Raw genomic sequence first — 15,252 nt, 5'->3', positions numbered from 1 at the left:
GCGGCAAAACCCTGCGGCCCTTATCAGGGGCGCTGATGTCCGCCCATGCGGCGTGGCAGGGCAACGCAGCCGCTGCTGCGTGCGCATCAATTCGTGATGTTCGAGTCGATTTTCTTGCCCATGCTGATGCGCGGTTCGGTTGCGTACCCCACAGACTCATAGAACGCCTGGACGCTGGCATTGGTGCTGAGGATTTGCAGGTTGATTTTCATGCACCCCCGCAAAGTCAGGGCGTGCTCGGCATGACGAACCAACTGTACGCCCAGGCCATTCCTACGATGAGCGGGGTCCACCGCCACCGCATACAGCCAGCCACGATGGCCGTCGTAGCCGGCCAGCACGGTCCCCACCACCTCATTGTCCGTCAGGGCAACAAAGAAGAGACCGTCCGCCACGGCCAGCTTTTTGTCGATGGCGAGGCCGGGCGTGTTATGGGCGGTTTCGTATCCGAATACGGCGTCCCAGAGTTCGATCACGGCCTGGCGATGCAGCGCGTCGGAGTAGTTGGTAATGGCAACCATGGTCAGGCTCCTTATTCAGCGGCAGTGGGCGAAGGGATTTTCTGCGCTGGCACTCGCGACTTATCGTCCCGAGACCAGTGCCAGCCGACAGGCCAGCCCCAAAAAAACCGCACCCAGCACCTGATTCAGGCGCTTGGCGATACGGACATTGGTCGCCAGCTTGTGCCCGATTCGACTGGCCAGGAGGATGACTGCGCCGTTCACCAGTAAACCGATGACATTCAAAACCGTGGCGAATATCAGCATCTGCACGACCAGCGAAGCTTTCGTCGGATCAACGAACTGCGGAAATAACGCCAAGACGAACAGTGCCATTTTCGGGTTGAGCAGATTGGTCACCACTCCCTGCCGAAAGATACTCAGAAGCGGCGTGGGTGCAAGGTCGGCATCTGCATGCAGCGGCGACGGGGCGCTGAACGCTTTCCAGGCGAGAAAAACCAGATAGGCAGCCCCCGCGAACCGCACCGCGTCGTAGGCAGCGGGGACATTGATCAACAATTGAGAGAGTCCGAGTGCGGCAGCCAGCGCGTGACAATAGGTGCCCACCTGAATGCCCGCCAGTGAAACGAAACCTGACGCTCTGCCCTGGCTCATGCTCCGCGATGCAATCAACAACATGTCCGGGCCCGGTGTCAGCGTGAGCGCAACGCAGGCGCCAGCGAAAAGCAGCAGTATCGAGATATCAATCATCACGTTCCTTTCCGAAGTTATGTAAGCGGCGAGTGCAGGCACCCATGTTACCGGACGGTGGCGCTTCTCTGGAGGGCTTTGCAGGATGACGTCATTCAGTGGCGCCAGGACCCGTGGGGCAATTCAATGTGCCGTTCAGCCTTGGCCTGCGCCCCGTGATGAGGAGTGTCGAGGTCATGACTGCACGCTGCTAAGCCCGATCAATCCGCCCGGCGTAGCAACCCAGCTGCGCCGATTCATTGATGCGGCACTGCTGCGGTTCGGTTGAGCGCTTCGTGCAGGTGGGCGCCGCGCTTGGTTCGAGGGCGCAGCTATTCCGTTTACTGCCCCCCGGACGACGCTGGCGCCTGTTTCTCCCTCTGGCTGCCTTGTCCTGAATGCCAGACCGGCCAGACCTGTGCAACAACAAACCCCACCTCGAAAACCGTAAACGCGAGAATCAGAAAACTCGCGCCATGGGCCACCGCATAAAGCTGCCAGGCCGCAAACAGCGCCCTTGCCATTGCGTCGTATAACCCGATGCGGCGGCTCGGTTGCGCGAGGCGCCACAACGACCAGACCACCACCACGCTGCCAAGCAGGTTGGCGAACAGCATCCCGCTGACGTCCAGGGTGGGCACCGGTCGCTGCATTGCCAGAGCGGTCGACAGCGCGGCAAAGGTGTTGAACACCCATGCGGCTGTCCAGGGCGTCATGAAGCCCGCTGTCATTATCAAATCGTAAAAGGCGCTGCCTCTGACGAGGTGTCTGTTGGTCTTTGCGCTGATCATGATCTTCCCTCACAGTTGAGCCCGCAGGCTAAAGCCTGGTCTTAGGTCCAGAGTCAACGTGAGCATTAAACGTTATGAAAATAGGTGAAGTGGCACTGCACGCTGGCGTGTCCGTTGACGCACTGCGTTTTTATGAGGAGAAAGGCCTGATCAAACCCCGGCGCAGTGCCAATGGCTATCGGCACTATCCGCAGGAGACCCTGCAGCTGGTGGGGTACATCAAATTGGCTCAACAGCTGGGGTTTTCGCTGAAGGAGATCGGCGAAAACCTGCCGTTGCTATGGAACAGCGAGCAGGTCTCCAGCGACCTGCTGGCTCGATTATTCAGCGAGAAAATCGCATTGCTGGACGAGCGCATCGGGCAGATGCACGCGCTGCGCAATCTGTTGGCCGAGCGGGCCGGGCAGGTCTGTCCGCTGTTGGGCAATGGCGCCGGTGACGCACCCTGAAGGACGCCTCACCTGACAATGCCCGGACGTCAGTTACGCCGCTTTCAGTCGCACAGCGCCTGGCTGCGACGCATCGCGATCGGCCGCACCAGGCTCAGCAATCCTGCCAGGGCCATGGCCGCACCGACCCAGAGCGGCGAGCGCAAACCCAGGCCTGCGTCGATCGTCACACCGCCCGCCCAGCTGCCGAACGCCAGTCCGGCGGTGATGACCGAGGTGTGCATGATGTTCACCAACGCACCGGGCTCGGCCGCTTTCATGACGCGCGCGACCATCGCAGGGTTCAGCGCGACGCCGGTCAGCCCGAGGGCGAGGAAGCACATCAGGTTGAGCCACAGATGATCCCCGGCCAGGGCGAAGCCGGATAACGCCAGCACCATGATTGCCAAGCCCCAGCCGACGATCGCCATCATGTAGCGGTCCGCCAGTCGGCCCACTACCCAGTTGCCCAGCACGTTCGCGACGCCATACAGCGCCAGCAGCGGCGCGACGAATTTCGGCGCGATCCCGACTTCCTGAATCAGGATGGGCGTGCAATAGCTGAATGCGGCAAAGGTCGCGCCGATGATCAAACCGCTGGTGAGGTACGCCGCCCAGAGGGGCGGGTTCTTCATGTCGGTCAATTGTTGGCGCAGTGGCGGTTCACTGCCTTTGGCGCTCGCCGGCAGGCGCTTGCTCGCCAGTACCGTGCACAGCATCGCCAGCACCACCACCAGCCAGGCGCTCGCACGCCAGCCGAAGTGTTGCTCGACCCATGTAGTCAGCGGCACGCCTACGACGGGGGACAGCATCAGCCCGGCAAGGACCACCGACACCGCTCGACCGCGACGTTCCGGAGTGACGAGGCCTGCGCACACCGTCATGCACAGACCGATGCAGACGGCACTGGCAATGCCCATGACTACGCGAGCAGCAGCGAGCACCAGATAACTTTGCGCGGCCGCTGCGACTGCGCCGGCGACCACATAACAGACGAGCAGCGCGATCAAAGAGCGTTTGTTGCTGACGCCTTTTGACAGCAGCAGGACGGTCACAACCGGGCCGCCGATCGCCATGCCCAAGGCGTAAAAGGCGATCAGGTTGCCGACCTGGGCGAGACTGACCGAGAACGCGTCGGCCAGTGCCGGCATCATGCCGGCGACCATGAATTCGGCTGTCACCAGCGAGAAAATCGTCAGGCCCAGAAGGTAGACGGTAGAGGGGAGTTTGCTGCGGCTGGACATGGGGTTCCCGAGGGGTAAAGAAGGCCGGCTACCCTAGGGATTGAGACGGGGCAGGTCAACAGGCAATCGAGGCACTGTCTTTGGGAAACAGTGGCTTTTGCATCATCCCGAGGTCCGAGCCTGCATCGCCCGCCATTCATGACGCGCCAATGATCGTCGGCTTCTGGTATTCGCTGTTGCTCCAACGGCAATCACCACAAAAGTCGAAGCGAGCGTATGGGCCCAATCAATCTGATCTCCATCTGTCTGACCCGGCGTCGCATCGGTAGCATCGAGAGTCCCTTCATTTGCTGAGGCCGCTATGAAACTCACCGACATTCCATTTGGTACGACCGACTTGTCTAAACTCGAAGCCGTCTCACACCCGGGCGAAACCGGCACAGCGCTTTGGCGCACTTGCCAGTTTGGTGGTGTCAGGGTGCGCATGGTTGATTACAGTCCCGGCTACCTGGCCGATCATTGGTGCAGCAAAGGGCACATTCTTCTGTGCCTTGAGGGTCAGCTAGACACCGAGCTCGAAGATGGGCGGACATTCACCCTGAGTCCGGGTATGAGCTATCAGGTGGCTGACAACGCGGAGGCGCATAAGTCTTCGAGCGCTGCGGGCGCCAGGCTATTCATCGTGGATTAGTGCTGCGGGTGCTTGGGGCTTTATACAAGCAAGGCCTGCTTGTGGGTTTGAGTAACCGGGTGATACGCGTCTGAACGCACACGACTCGATCGAACTCCTGCGAATCAGTCCCGGTCTGAGCATGACGGATGCACCGTCAATCTCTACTCAGTTAGCGGCACTCGTTTGCCAGAGGACCTGATCATGCCTGGAAAGAAATACCTCCCTCATTTGCTGTTCACCGCGCTGTGCGCAGTCAGCAGCTTTTCCTACGCTGCCGAACAGCCAAGCGTGACGATGGATCGACCGGGCGCGGGGGTCAAGGAAATCAAGGAAGGCGACAACGCCCCGGACCAATATCAACGTCCGAGCCTCGCCGTCAAAGACTGGCGTGCACGTCACTTGGCCGCACCGGACGAGAATCAACAGTGGGTGCAGATCAAGGACAAATATGCCCTGATCGACATCCCTACCGGGACGATCAAGCAGATGGTGCCGAAGGCCAAGGGTCACAAGTAACGCCGTTGGCTGACACCCCATTCCTCAGTCAACGAATGAAGGCGTGACGTCTGACGCCTTCCCGGCTAAAGCCGGTCCCACAGTGGGTTCACCGCTAGCCTGACTAGATGTGTGTGGCCTGGTAGGACCGGCTTCAGCCGGGAAGAGGCCGTCGGCGCACCATCAATCTCGGGGCCCGGCACACGATGCCGTCCCGCCTAAAGCGGATCCCACGAATTACTGCCTCCAGTCGTTCGGCTGCGGCAGCAGTGATACCAGCAAGGCGCTGCTCATCCGACGAAAGCCCCTTTCAGGGAACTAACAATCAGGAACTCAGCCGGTCCAACCTGTTCGCCGAACCGGTTGCGATAACGGGTTCACAGGTCGTCAGTTTCCAGGCAGGAGCAGTGCATGAGCATCACCCCCACTTTTGATATCCGCAATTATGGCGCCAAGGGCGATGCCATCACAGACGATACCGTCGCCATCCAAAAGGCAATTGATGCCGCAAGCGCTGCGGGTGGGGGCAAGGTTTACATTCCTGGCGGCACCTGGCGGGTGTCGGACAGCGACGGTTCGGGCAACGCGCTCGCGCTGAAAAGCAACGTCACGCTCACCGGCGATGGCGCCGGTGACAGCGTGCTCAAGCTGGCCGATGGCGCCGGATTGAACACCACCTCGCTGTTGGGCCTGGTAGCAGGCAGCACCGTGCGAGACGCGACAGTCAGCAATCTGTCCCTGGATGGCAGTCAGGCCAACGGCGGTGGGCAGGTCAGTGGCTGGTCTCAGTCTGGGGCGAGCAGTACCAATCTGTTGATCGACGGCGTCACTGCGACGAATTTCAGCGGCAGCGGTTTCGACCTGAGCGGCGCGTCGGTGCATCTGACGGTGCGCAACAGCACGGCCACAGACAACGCCGCCGACGGCTTCGTAGTGGGCGGGTCGCTGCCCGCACTGACCTTTCAGGACAACCGAGCGCTGGACAACGGCGGCAACGGGATCAATGTCGGCCTTGGCAGCGTGGCGGTCTCACTGACCGACAACCAGGCTTCCGGTAACGCCGGTGACGGGATTCACGTCCATGAAGAAAGTGGCGTCGACACCGGCTTCTTCAGTGTCATCGGCGGCGACGTCTACGGCAACGGCGGCGATGGCGTGCACATGCGCGGTATCGAATACGGCGGCGTGTATCGCCTCGACATCCACGACAACGGCGGCTCGGGTGTCAACCTGCAAGGGACGACCCATATCGAGGTGTCCAATAACGTCATTCACGGCAATGCGCAGAGCAACGATGTGCCGGAAGTCGCAATCCGCAATCTGGGCAGCGATAACGGCACGCAGAATTTCGTCTATGACAACCTGATCACCGGCAGCGACGGATCGACCTGGGGCGTGGCCGAGGTGCCGTCGGACGTGGCGAGCGTCGAAGGCAGCGTGATCTTCGGCAACGTCATTAACGGCACCCAAGCCGGCGACATCAGCGCCGCGGGCAATAACACCCAGGTCTACAACAACAGCGATGTGCTGATCGTGCGCGGCAGTGCGGGCGCCGACACGCTGATCGGCAGTCGCTCGGACGAACTCATCAGTGGCGGGGCAGGGCGCGATCGCATCGATGGCGGCGCCGGTGACGACGTCATTCATGGCGGTGCAGGCGCGGACCGCCTCAGCGGCGGCAGCGGCAGCGACGTGTTTCGATTCACCTCGGCCAGCGACAGTTATCGCACGGCGACGACGTCCTTCACCGATCGCATTACCGACTTCAACGACACAAGCGACCGTCTCGACCTGACCTTGCTGGGATTGTCCGGCCTTGGCAATGGCCACGACGGCACGCTCAAGGCGACCTATAACGCTGGCACCGACATCACTTACCTGTCCAGCCTGGACGCCGATGCCGCCGGTAACCGCTTCCAACTGGCACTCGACGGCAATCATCTGAGCACCCTGAGCGCAGCGAACTTCTTTTCGTCGATTACCGGCACGGCCAGTGAAGACAAGCTGCTGGGGACCGCTGCCGATGACGTGCTGCTCGGCGGTGCCGGACGCGATACGTTGTCAGGCGACGGCGGCGCAGATCGGCTGGTCGGGGGTAGCGGTGGCGACACGCTGACGGGTGGGGCGGGCGCGGACACCTTTGTCTACACCAGCATCAGCGACAGCCTGCGCAACGATGCCAGCGGCAGCTACGCGCAGCGCGACCTGATCACGGACTTCAACAGCAACGGCCATGATCGCCTCGACCTCACGGCGCTGGGGTTCAAAGGCCTGGGCAATGGCTACGACGGCACGCTGAAAGTGGTGCTGAATCTGGCGGGTGATCACACGGCGCTGAAGTCGCTGGAACCGGACGCCGACGGCAATCGCTTTGAAATCCTGCTCAACGGCAATCACCTCTACGACCTGACCGCGAGCAACGTGCTGTTCGCCAACCCCGACGACACGCGCACGGATTCGTCCCAGCCGCTGACCTCGGTGAACGCTACCGGTACCGCAGCCGCCGACACGCTGTATGGCGACTGGGGCAACGACACCTTGTTTGGCCTGGCAGGCAACGATGTGCTGGCGGGCAGCGTTGGTGATGATTTACTGGTTGGCGGTGCCGGCAGCGACAAGCTCACCGGCGGATCGGGCGAGGACACGTTCCGCTTTGATCTGATCAGCGACAGCTACGTCGGCGCGGCAGACCTGATCACTGATTTCACCACCGGCCACGACACGCTGGATGTCTCTGCTCTGGGCTTCACAGGCTTGGGCGATGGCCGCGACGGCAGCTTGCAGGTCAGCTACAACGCCAACAGCGACCGCACCTACGTGCGCAGCAACGAAGCGGACAGCGCTGGCCAGAAATTCCAGGTTACCCTGGCGGGGGATTACAGCCACACTCTGAAAGCCGATGACTTCGCTTTCAGCGCGGCAGGCAATGGGGCCGAGATCAAGGTAGTGGGCGTGGCCGCGCCGATGGACCATGTGGTGATGTCCGACGCCTGATCACCTTCAACGCATGCGGTCTCTCAGGCTGCACGCGATCTCATTGTGGGACCGGCTTCAGCCGGGAATAGGCCGGTCCAAACACCCTCAGATTTACGGTGTAGCAGCTGACGTCTTCCCGGCTAAAGCCGGTCCTACAATTGGTTCACCGCCAATCCACCTGGATGCACGCGGTTCGCTAGTCGGACCGGCTTCAGCCGGGAATAGGCCGGTCCAAACACCCTCAGATTTACGGTGTAGCAGCTGACTTCTTCCCGGCTAAAGCCGGTCCTACAATTGGTTCACCGCCAATCCCCCGGGATGCACGCGGTTCTCTAGTGGGACCGGCTTCAGCCGGGAATAGGCCAGTCCTGACACCCGTGGATTTGCGGTGTGACACCTGCCGTCTTCCCGGCTAAAGCCGGTCCCACAATTAGTTCGCTGCCAATTCCATGCAAGGATGCGCAGTCAACGCCACGGCACCCCATGGCTCCAATCTGTCACATCCTTGCCCCTGAAATGCCACATTGACGCCGTAATGTCCTCGCCAATGAGATCGATCTCAAGCGAGTGATCATGAGTGACCTGAAAGACGTTGCACGGGTGGCCGGGGTTTCCAGAGCGACCGCCGCCCGCTGTTTCGCCTCCCCCGAAGTGGTACGCCCGGCAACCCGTGACCAGGTGTTCGCCGCCGCGCGAGAACTAGGCTTTCGTCCCAATCTGCTCGGCCGCCAGCTGCGCCTGCAAACCACCCAGCTTATTGGCGTGGTCGTGCCGAGTCTGCTCAACCCGGTGTTCGCTGAACAGTTTCAAGCCATGGAGCGCGCCGCTCGGTTGCGGGGTTACAACCTGCTGCTGGCGACAACCGATTACAGCGCCGAACGGGAAAGCGCGGTGGTTGAAGAGCTGCTGCGGCAACGGGTCGACGGCCTGGTGCTCACGGTGACCGACGCCCACAGCAATCGCGTGCTGCAAAGTCTTACCACCGAAGACACCCCCTTTGTTCTCGCCTATCACCAGCCCGGCAGCACCGAGTACAGCGCCGTATCGGTGGACAATCGCGCCGGCATGGCCCTCGCCACACGCTATCTGCTGGACGCCGGCCATCGACGCATCGGCATGGTGGCGGGACCGACCCTGCAGTCCGACCGGGCGCGGCAGCGTTACGCCGGTTACTGCGACGCCATGGTTGAGCGCGGCTTGGCCGCCATGCCCATCATCGAAATGCCCAGCCACACCCAGGCCGATTTCAGCGCGCTCGCGCCGCTGTTAAACGGTCCTCATGCCCCCACGGCTCTGGTCTGCTCCAACGATTTGTTGGCCATCAGCCTGATCGCGGAACTGCGCCGCCACGGCTGGGCGGTGCCGCAGCAGCTGTCGATCATCGGTTTCGACGGCATCGACATCGGCACCCAGATGCACCCGACCCTGTGCAGCGTCGTCCAGCCCATCGCCGCCCTGGCGACCACGGTGATCGATCAATTGCTGGCGCAGATCGCCGGCGCCGCGCCGACTTCCCACTGCCTGCCGTGCCACATCCGGCCGGGCGAAAGTACTCAACCCTACAATCAGCCCTTCGAGGAGACGCTCCATGATCCGCTTCAGTAAAACCCTGGCGGCACTGCTGCTGTGTGGCGTGGCCAGCCTGACCCAGGCCGCCGAAACCGCGATCTGCTACAACTGCCCGCCGGAATGGGCGGACTGGGGCACCCAGCTCAAGGCGATCGCCGACAGCACCGGCGTGCAAGTGCCGCTGGACAACAAGAACTCCGGGCAGTCCCTGGCGCAGCTTGTGGCGGAGAAAGCCGCCCCTGTCGCGGACGTGGTGTATTACGGCGTGACCTTCGGCTTGCAGGCACAGAAAGCCGGCGTGGTCGGCACCTACAAACCCAAGGGCTGGGATGCCATTCCCGCAGGCCTTAAGGACCCGGAAGGCCACTGGTTCGCGATCCACTCCGGCACCCTCGGCATCATGGTCAACGTCGATGCACTGGGTGGCTTGCCGGTCCCGCAAAGCTGGGCTGATCTGCTCAAGCCGGAATACAAAGGCATGGTCGGTTACCTCGATCCGTCCAGCGCGTTCGTCGGCTACGTCTCCGCTGTAGCGATCAACCAGGCCATGGGCGGCACCCTGGATAACTTCGCGCCGGCCATCGACTACTTCCAGAAGCTGGCGAAGAACTCACCGATCGTGCCCAAGCAAACCGCTTATGCGCGAGTGCTGTCTGGTGAGCTGCCGATCCTGGTGGATTACGATTTCAACGCTTACCGCGCCCGCTACAAGGACAAGGCCAACGTCGCCTTCGTTATCCCGAAAGAGGGCAGCATCAGCGTGCCGTACGTGATGAGTCTGGTCGCCAATGCCCCGCATCAGGCCAACGCTGAAAAAGTGCTGGATTTCGTCCTCTCCGAGCAGGGCCAGGCGCTGTGGGCCAAGGCTTATCTGCGCCCGGTTCGCACCATGAAGATGCCGGCCGAGGTGGCCGCGCAATTCCTGCCTGACAGCGATTACGCCCGCGCCGGCGTAGTGGATTACCAGCACATGGCCGACGTGCAGGAAGCCTTCGCCGCGCGTTACCTGAGCGAGGTCAAGTAAGTGAGCAGCACGGTTTTGAAGGCGCAGGATGCCGGCGCGCGCGGGTCTCTGATAGGGCGTCTGCGTCCGACGGCTGCCTGGGCGTTGGCGCCAGCAGCCGCGGTGCTGGCGGCGTTCTGGCTGTTGCCGCTGGCGCACCTCATGTTGCTCGGCGGACAGCAACGGGATGGCGCCGGCAGCGGTTATTGGCAAGTGCTCAGCAGCCCGCAGTACCTGGGCAGCCTGGCGCAAACCTGTGTGCTCGCTGCCGTGGTGACCCTCGCCGCACTGCTGGTGGGAGGCATCACCGGCGTATTTCTCGCCCGTCAGCACTTTTTCGGCCGCTCGACATTGGTCGCATTGCTGACCTTCCCGTTGGCGTTTCCCGGCGTGGTGGTGGGCTTTCTGGTGATTCTGCTGGCGGGGCGGCAAGGGCTGTTCGCCATGCTCGGACTAAAACTGGCGGGTGAGCGCTGGGTGTTCGCCTATTCCCTGGCGGGCCTGTTCCTCGGCTATCTGTATTTCTCGATTCCGCGAGTGATCCTCACGATTATGGCCGCCTGCGAAAGCCTCGACCGCAGCCTGGAAGAGGCCGCCCACTCCCTCGGCGCCGGGCACTGGCGGGTGGTGTGTGATGTGATCATTCCAGGGCTGGCCCCAGCGCTGGTGTCCTGCGGCGCAATCTGTTTCGCCACGTCCATGGGCGCGTTCGGCACGGCGTTCACCCTCGGCACCCAGCTGAACGTCACCCCCGTGGCGATCTACAACGTGTTCACCAACTACGCCAACTTTACCGTCGCGGCGGCGCTGTCGGTGGTGTTGGGTGCGCTGACCTGGGCGGTGTTGCTGCTCGCGCGGCGCATGGTCAAGCAGTCGAGGACGGTCCTGTGAAGCGCCCATCGCTGTTCATCGCGCAACTGCTGTTCACGCTGGTGGTCTGCGCCTTCATGCTGGTGCCGGTGCTGATGTCGCTGCTGGCCGGGCTGACGCGCAATTACTTTCAGGGCGTGTCCAGCGGCTTGACCGTCGACTGGATCGCGCAAGTCTGGCAGGCCTATTCGCCGACCGTCTGGCTGTCCCTGCAACTGGCCCTGGCCTGCGCGGTGTGCGTCTGCGTGATCGGCGTCCCGGCCGCGTATGCATTGGTGCGGATGAACAACCGCTTCAGCCGCGCGTTCGAGGAGTTGATGGTCTTGCCGGTGGCCATGCCCGGCCTCGCCAGCGCCCTGGCCTTGCTTCTGACCTACGGCCAGTTCGGCAGTTTTCGCAGCAGTTGGCTGTTCATCCTCGTCGGCCACGTGCTGTTCACGCTGCCGTTTCTGGTGCGGCCGGTGATGGCGGTGATGCAGCGTCAACATCTGCCGACGCTGGAAGAGGCCGCTGCCAGTCTCGGCGCCGGTCCGTTGCGACGCTTCTTCAGCGTGGTGGTGCCCAACTGCCGGGCAGGCATTCTCGCTGGGGTGCTGATGGTCGTGACGCTGTCCCTGGGCGAATTCAACCTGACGTGGATGCTCCACACGCCCATGACCAAAACCCTGCCGGTGGGTCTGGCGGACAGTTACGCCTCGGCGCGGCTGGAAGTCGCCAGCGCCTACACCCTCATATTTCTGTTGATGATTGTGCCGCTGCTGGTGGCGTTGCAGGCCATCAGCACACGCCTTTCCCGTGGAGAGCAAAGATGACTGGAACCACGCTGCGCCTGATCGGCTGCCGCAAGGCTTTCGCCGACGGCACCGTCGCTGTTCACGACCTCAACCTGACCATCGAGGCGGGGGAGACCCTGGCGATCCTCGGCCCGTCCGGTTGCGGTAAAACCACCACCCTGCGGATGATTGCCGGACTGGAACGGCCGGACGTTGGCCAAGTATTTTTCGGCGATCAGGACGTTACCCGCCTGCCCATCGAGCGCCGCGACGTCGGCATGGTCTTTCAGAATTACGCGCTGTTTCCCAACCTCTCGGTGGAAGGCAACATCGTGTATGGCCTGAAGGTGCGCGGTATGGCCGTCGCCGAGCGCAACAAGCGCTGCGCCGAGCTGCTGGAACTGGTCGGCCTGCAGGAACACGCCAAACGCGGCATTCATGAGCTGTCGGGCGGACAACGGCAGCGGGTGGCACTGGCCCGTGCCCTGGCGCCGCGGCCGAAAGTTCTGCTGCTCGATGAACCGCTGGCAGCGCTGGACGCGCAACTGCGTGAACGCCTGCGCAGCGAGCTCGATCAACTGCTGCGCAGCCTCGGCATCACCTCGGTGTTCGTCACGCACGATCAGGGCGAAGCCATGGCCCTGGGCGACCGGATTCTGGTCATGCAGCAAGGGCGCATCGCCCAGCTCGGCACCCCGCGTGAAATCTATCAGCAACCGGCCAACCCCTTCGTGGCCGGTTTCGTCGGCAATCTCAACGCCTTCCCGGTGGCAGGCCGCACCGTCAACGGCCTGAAAGTCAGTGGCGGCGAACTGCCGTGGATTGAGGCGGGTGAGCCGTCCACCGTCTACTGCCGGCCTGAGCACCTGCGGGTGGTGAAGGGCGAAGGGCACCTGCACGGGCGTTTGCTGGGACAGTTTTTTCAGGGCGCGCAAAGCCGCTTGCTGATCGAAGTCGGCGCCGCGCAACCGCTGCTGGTCGACAGCGCCGACAACGTCATTCATGCCCCGGGTGATCTGATCGCCCTGTCCATCGAGCCGCAGGCGCTGTTTGCCCTGCACCCGTAATCACTGTTTTTGGGTAGGTCAATTTTGAGTCTTCCGTTTCTCATCGCGCAGATCAGCGATCTGCACCTCAAGGCCGGCAATAAGCTCACCTATGGCGTGGTCGACACCCTTGGCGCCTTGCGTCGCGCGGTCGATCATCTGAACGCCAGCACGCCACGCCCGGACATCGTGGTGATCAGCGGCGACCTGGTGGACTTCGGTCAGCCAGATGAATACGCCGTCCTGCACCCCGAGCTGGCGCGCCTGAGCATGCGGTATTACCTGGTGCCGGGTAATCACGATGTCCGCGAGCACTTGCTGGCCGAATTTGCCGACCACGCTTACCTGCCGCTCTGTCCCAGGTCACCCCTGGATTGGGTCGTCGAGAAGCACCCGGTGCGCCTCATCGGTCTGGACTCAACCATTCCCGGCGCCCACGGCGGGCAGGTACTGGACAGTCAGGTGGCTTGGCTGGACGAAGTCCTCGGCCGACGCCCGGACGTGCCGACCCTGTTGATCATGCACCATCCGCCGTTTGTCACCGGGATCGGCCACATGGAGCGCGAAGCGTTCATCAACGGTGCGGCGCTTGAGCAGGTCATCGCACGCCACCCGCAAGTCGAACGGGTTTTGTGCGGCCACCTGCATAGGCCGATGCAACGACGCTTTGCAGGCAGCATCAGCTGCACCTGCCCGGGCACCTCGCACCAGATCGTGCTGGACCTGCGCGACGACGCCCCGGCGCACTTCAACCTTGAGCCGGCGGGCTATCTGCTGCATCGCTGGGAAGCGGAGCAGGGGCTTGTCACCCATAACGGCGTGTTTGGCGATTACCCGGGTCCGTACCCGTTTTACGACGCTCAGGGCTTGATCGATTAGGTACGCCTCATACCCTGGCTTGTCCCAACGCTTTCGCCCGGCGGCGCCCGACTGTTCAGCGGACGCCGGTGGTTGGCGCGCGACTGAGACGGGGCTACCGATAATCAGTCTATAGTCGGTCTATAATCACCTATAAAAGCATGTTTCATACCTGTCTATAATTGGTCTATAGTCGCTCTATAATTGCCTATATAGCTGTGCCTGAGGTCTACCGATGCCTGAAATCTTCTACCACCGTCCCGAACTGGCCACCCGACTCTCAAAGCTGATCATGCAGATATCCGTGGGCAGTTCCGCGAGCTCCGGCGTCTTCCTGGCTGCGCCCCGGCGTACAGGCAAATCCACTTTCGCCCGTGAAGACCTGCGCCCCGCGCTGGAAAAAGCGGGGGCGATCGTGCTGTATGCCGACCTCTGGCAAGACCTGACCAAAGACCCCGGCCTCGTCATCGTGGACGCCATCCGCGAAGCGGTTGGCCGTAGCGACGGTTTCATCACACGGCTGGCCAAGTCTTCCGGAATAGAGAAGGTGGTTGTCGGCGGTTTGAATTTCAGCCTGGATAAAATCGGCCTCGGCAAAGACATCGACCTCACCACGGCGCTGGTGGCGCTCTCCGACGAATCGCAGAAGCTCATCGTTCTGATGATCGATGAAGCGCAACACGCGATTACAACCGAGGCGGGGGTGGCGGCGCTGTTCGCGCTCAAGGCGGCGAGGGACGAACTCAACAGCTCCCGGCACCATGGCCTGCGCATCGTCTGCACCGGCTCGAACAGGGACAAACTGGCCATGCTGCGCAACAGCAAGGATCAGGCGTTCTTCGGGGCATCGATGGTGCCGTTCCCGACGCTTGATCAAAACTACATTGACTGGCTGTGCGCCAACATTGATCTGCCATCACCGCTTGATCCGGCGGAGGTGTTCCAGCTCTTCAAAGAAAGTGGCTATCGCCCCGAATTGCTCGGTGCGGCAGCTGATGCCATCCGCTTTGACTTTTTCATCGACCCTGAAAACGTACGTGAGCGTTTTGCCGAACTGGTTCGGGCGCAAGCCGATGAACTGAACGCGAATCTCAAGAAGGTGCTCCACAGCCTCACCCCGATTCAGTCCGCCGTGATTCGCGTCATGGGGAGCATGGGCGAAAGTTACGCCCCCTTCGAGGCGCCCACCATGGCGTTGTACGCCGCAGCGATGAAGCAGGCGGGGATTGCCGAAAGCGACATCAAGGTCGAGGTGCCGGGCGTGCAGCAAGCCCTCATTGCCCTGCAGGAAAAGAACCTGGTCTGGAAGGCTTCGCGGGGTGTTTATGCGGTGGATGAGCACGTGATCGTTGATCTGCTTCGTGCCGACGGGCTGCTTGAAGGCCTGTAGCCTCGG

Annotated in this window: 15 protein-coding genes; 11 read left to right on the top strand and 4 right to left on the bottom strand. The window is 62.1% G+C overall.

The window, feature by feature from the left end:
• Positions 1-86: 86 nt before the first annotated feature.
• From ACYAR8_RS00805 to ACYAR8_RS00795, 3 genes are all read right to left on the bottom strand, one after another.
• The gene (locus ACYAR8_RS00805) at positions 87-521 is read right to left on the bottom strand and encodes a GNAT family acetyltransferase (protein ID WP_463578771.1); all 435 of its coding nucleotides are present in this window, start codon (positions 519-521) and stop codon (positions 87-89) included.
• A 60-nt stretch (positions 522-581) separates the two neighbouring features.
• The gene (locus ACYAR8_RS00800) at positions 582-1,211 is read right to left on the bottom strand and encodes a LysE family translocator (RefSeq protein WP_108119207.1); all 630 of its coding nucleotides are present in this window, start codon (positions 1,209-1,211) and stop codon (positions 582-584) included.
• 320 nt (positions 1,212-1,531) lie between these two features.
• Positions 1,532-1,906 (bottom strand): hypothetical protein, encoded by a 375-nt coding sequence (locus ACYAR8_RS00795; protein ID WP_463578770.1) that lies wholly within the window; start codon positions 1,904-1,906, stop codon positions 1,532-1,534.
• A gap of 149 nt (positions 1,907-2,055) precedes the next feature.
• Between ACYAR8_RS00795 and ACYAR8_RS00790 the strand changes: the two genes are divergently transcribed.
• Positions 2,056-2,430, top strand: a complete 375-nt coding sequence (locus ACYAR8_RS00790; protein ID WP_463578769.1) for a MerR family transcriptional regulator — start codon at positions 2,056-2,058, stop codon at positions 2,428-2,430.
• 44 nt (positions 2,431-2,474) lie between these two features.
• On the opposite strand, the gene ACYAR8_RS00785 is transcribed toward ACYAR8_RS00790, so the two are convergent.
• Positions 2,475-3,653 carry an MFS transporter gene (locus ACYAR8_RS00785; RefSeq protein WP_463578768.1) on the bottom strand — a complete coding sequence of 393 codons (1,179 nt, stop codon included), beginning with the start codon at positions 3,651-3,653 and terminating at the stop codon, positions 2,475-2,477.
• Between the two features lie 301 nt (positions 3,654-3,954).
• Here ACYAR8_RS00785 and ACYAR8_RS00780 point away from each other — a divergent pair, with 301 nt between their 5' ends.
• The 10 genes from ACYAR8_RS00780 (at position 3,955) to ACYAR8_RS00735 (ending at position 15,246) form a co-directional block, all read left to right on the top strand.
• Positions 3,955-4,284, top strand: a complete 330-nt coding sequence (locus tag ACYAR8_RS00780) for a DHCW motif cupin fold protein (RefSeq protein WP_463578767.1) — start codon at positions 3,955-3,957, stop codon at positions 4,282-4,284.
• 183 nt (positions 4,285-4,467) lie between these two features.
• Entirely contained in the window at positions 4,468-4,782 is a 315-nt protein-coding gene (locus ACYAR8_RS00775) for an RcnB family protein (RefSeq protein ID WP_463578766.1), read from the top strand.
• 390 nt (positions 4,783-5,172) lie between these two features.
• A complete protein-coding gene (locus ACYAR8_RS00770; RefSeq protein WP_463578765.1) occupies positions 5,173-7,755 on the top strand; it encodes a M10 family metallopeptidase C-terminal domain-containing protein in 2,583 nt (860 codons plus the stop codon).
• A gap of 555 nt (positions 7,756-8,310) precedes the next feature.
• On the top strand, positions 8,311-9,342 hold the full coding sequence (locus ACYAR8_RS00765; RefSeq protein WP_463578764.1) for a LacI family DNA-binding transcriptional regulator: 1,032 nt from the start codon (positions 8,311-8,313) through the stop codon (positions 9,340-9,342).
• Complete coding sequence (locus tag ACYAR8_RS00760; protein ID WP_463578763.1) at positions 9,326-10,330, top strand: ABC transporter substrate-binding protein; 1,005 nt, start codon at positions 9,326-9,328, stop codon at positions 10,328-10,330. The genes ACYAR8_RS00765 and ACYAR8_RS00760 overlap by 17 nt, the downstream gene beginning before the upstream one ends.
• Positions 10,331-11,200 (top strand): ABC transporter permease, encoded by an 870-nt coding sequence (locus ACYAR8_RS00755; protein ID WP_463578762.1) that lies wholly within the window; start codon positions 10,331-10,333, stop codon positions 11,198-11,200.
• Positions 11,197-11,991: an ABC transporter permease gene (locus tag ACYAR8_RS00750; RefSeq protein ID WP_463578761.1), complete on the top strand. Its 795-nt coding sequence runs from the start codon at positions 11,197-11,199 to the stop codon at positions 11,989-11,991. Before ACYAR8_RS00755 ends, ACYAR8_RS00750 begins: the two co-directional genes overlap by 4 nt.
• On the top strand, positions 11,988-13,019 hold the full coding sequence (locus ACYAR8_RS00745) for an ABC transporter ATP-binding protein (protein ID WP_463578760.1): 1,032 nt from the start codon (positions 11,988-11,990) through the stop codon (positions 13,017-13,019). The genes ACYAR8_RS00750 and ACYAR8_RS00745 overlap by 4 nt, the downstream gene beginning before the upstream one ends.
• A 24-nt stretch (positions 13,020-13,043) precedes the next feature.
• A complete protein-coding gene (locus ACYAR8_RS00740) occupies positions 13,044-13,877 on the top strand; it encodes a phosphodiesterase (protein ID WP_463578759.1) in 834 nt (277 codons plus the stop codon).
• Between the two features lie 214 nt (positions 13,878-14,091).
• Positions 14,092-15,246: an ATPase gene (locus ACYAR8_RS00735; RefSeq protein WP_074883697.1), complete on the top strand. Its 1,155-nt coding sequence runs from the start codon at positions 14,092-14,094 to the stop codon at positions 15,244-15,246.
• Positions 15,247-15,252 lie beyond the last annotated feature (6 nt).

The organism is Pseudomonas sp. HP_01 (assembly GCF_055284355.1).
Note: the sequence above shows the minus strand (reverse complement) of the source record. Positions and strands in the feature narration are given on the sequence as shown.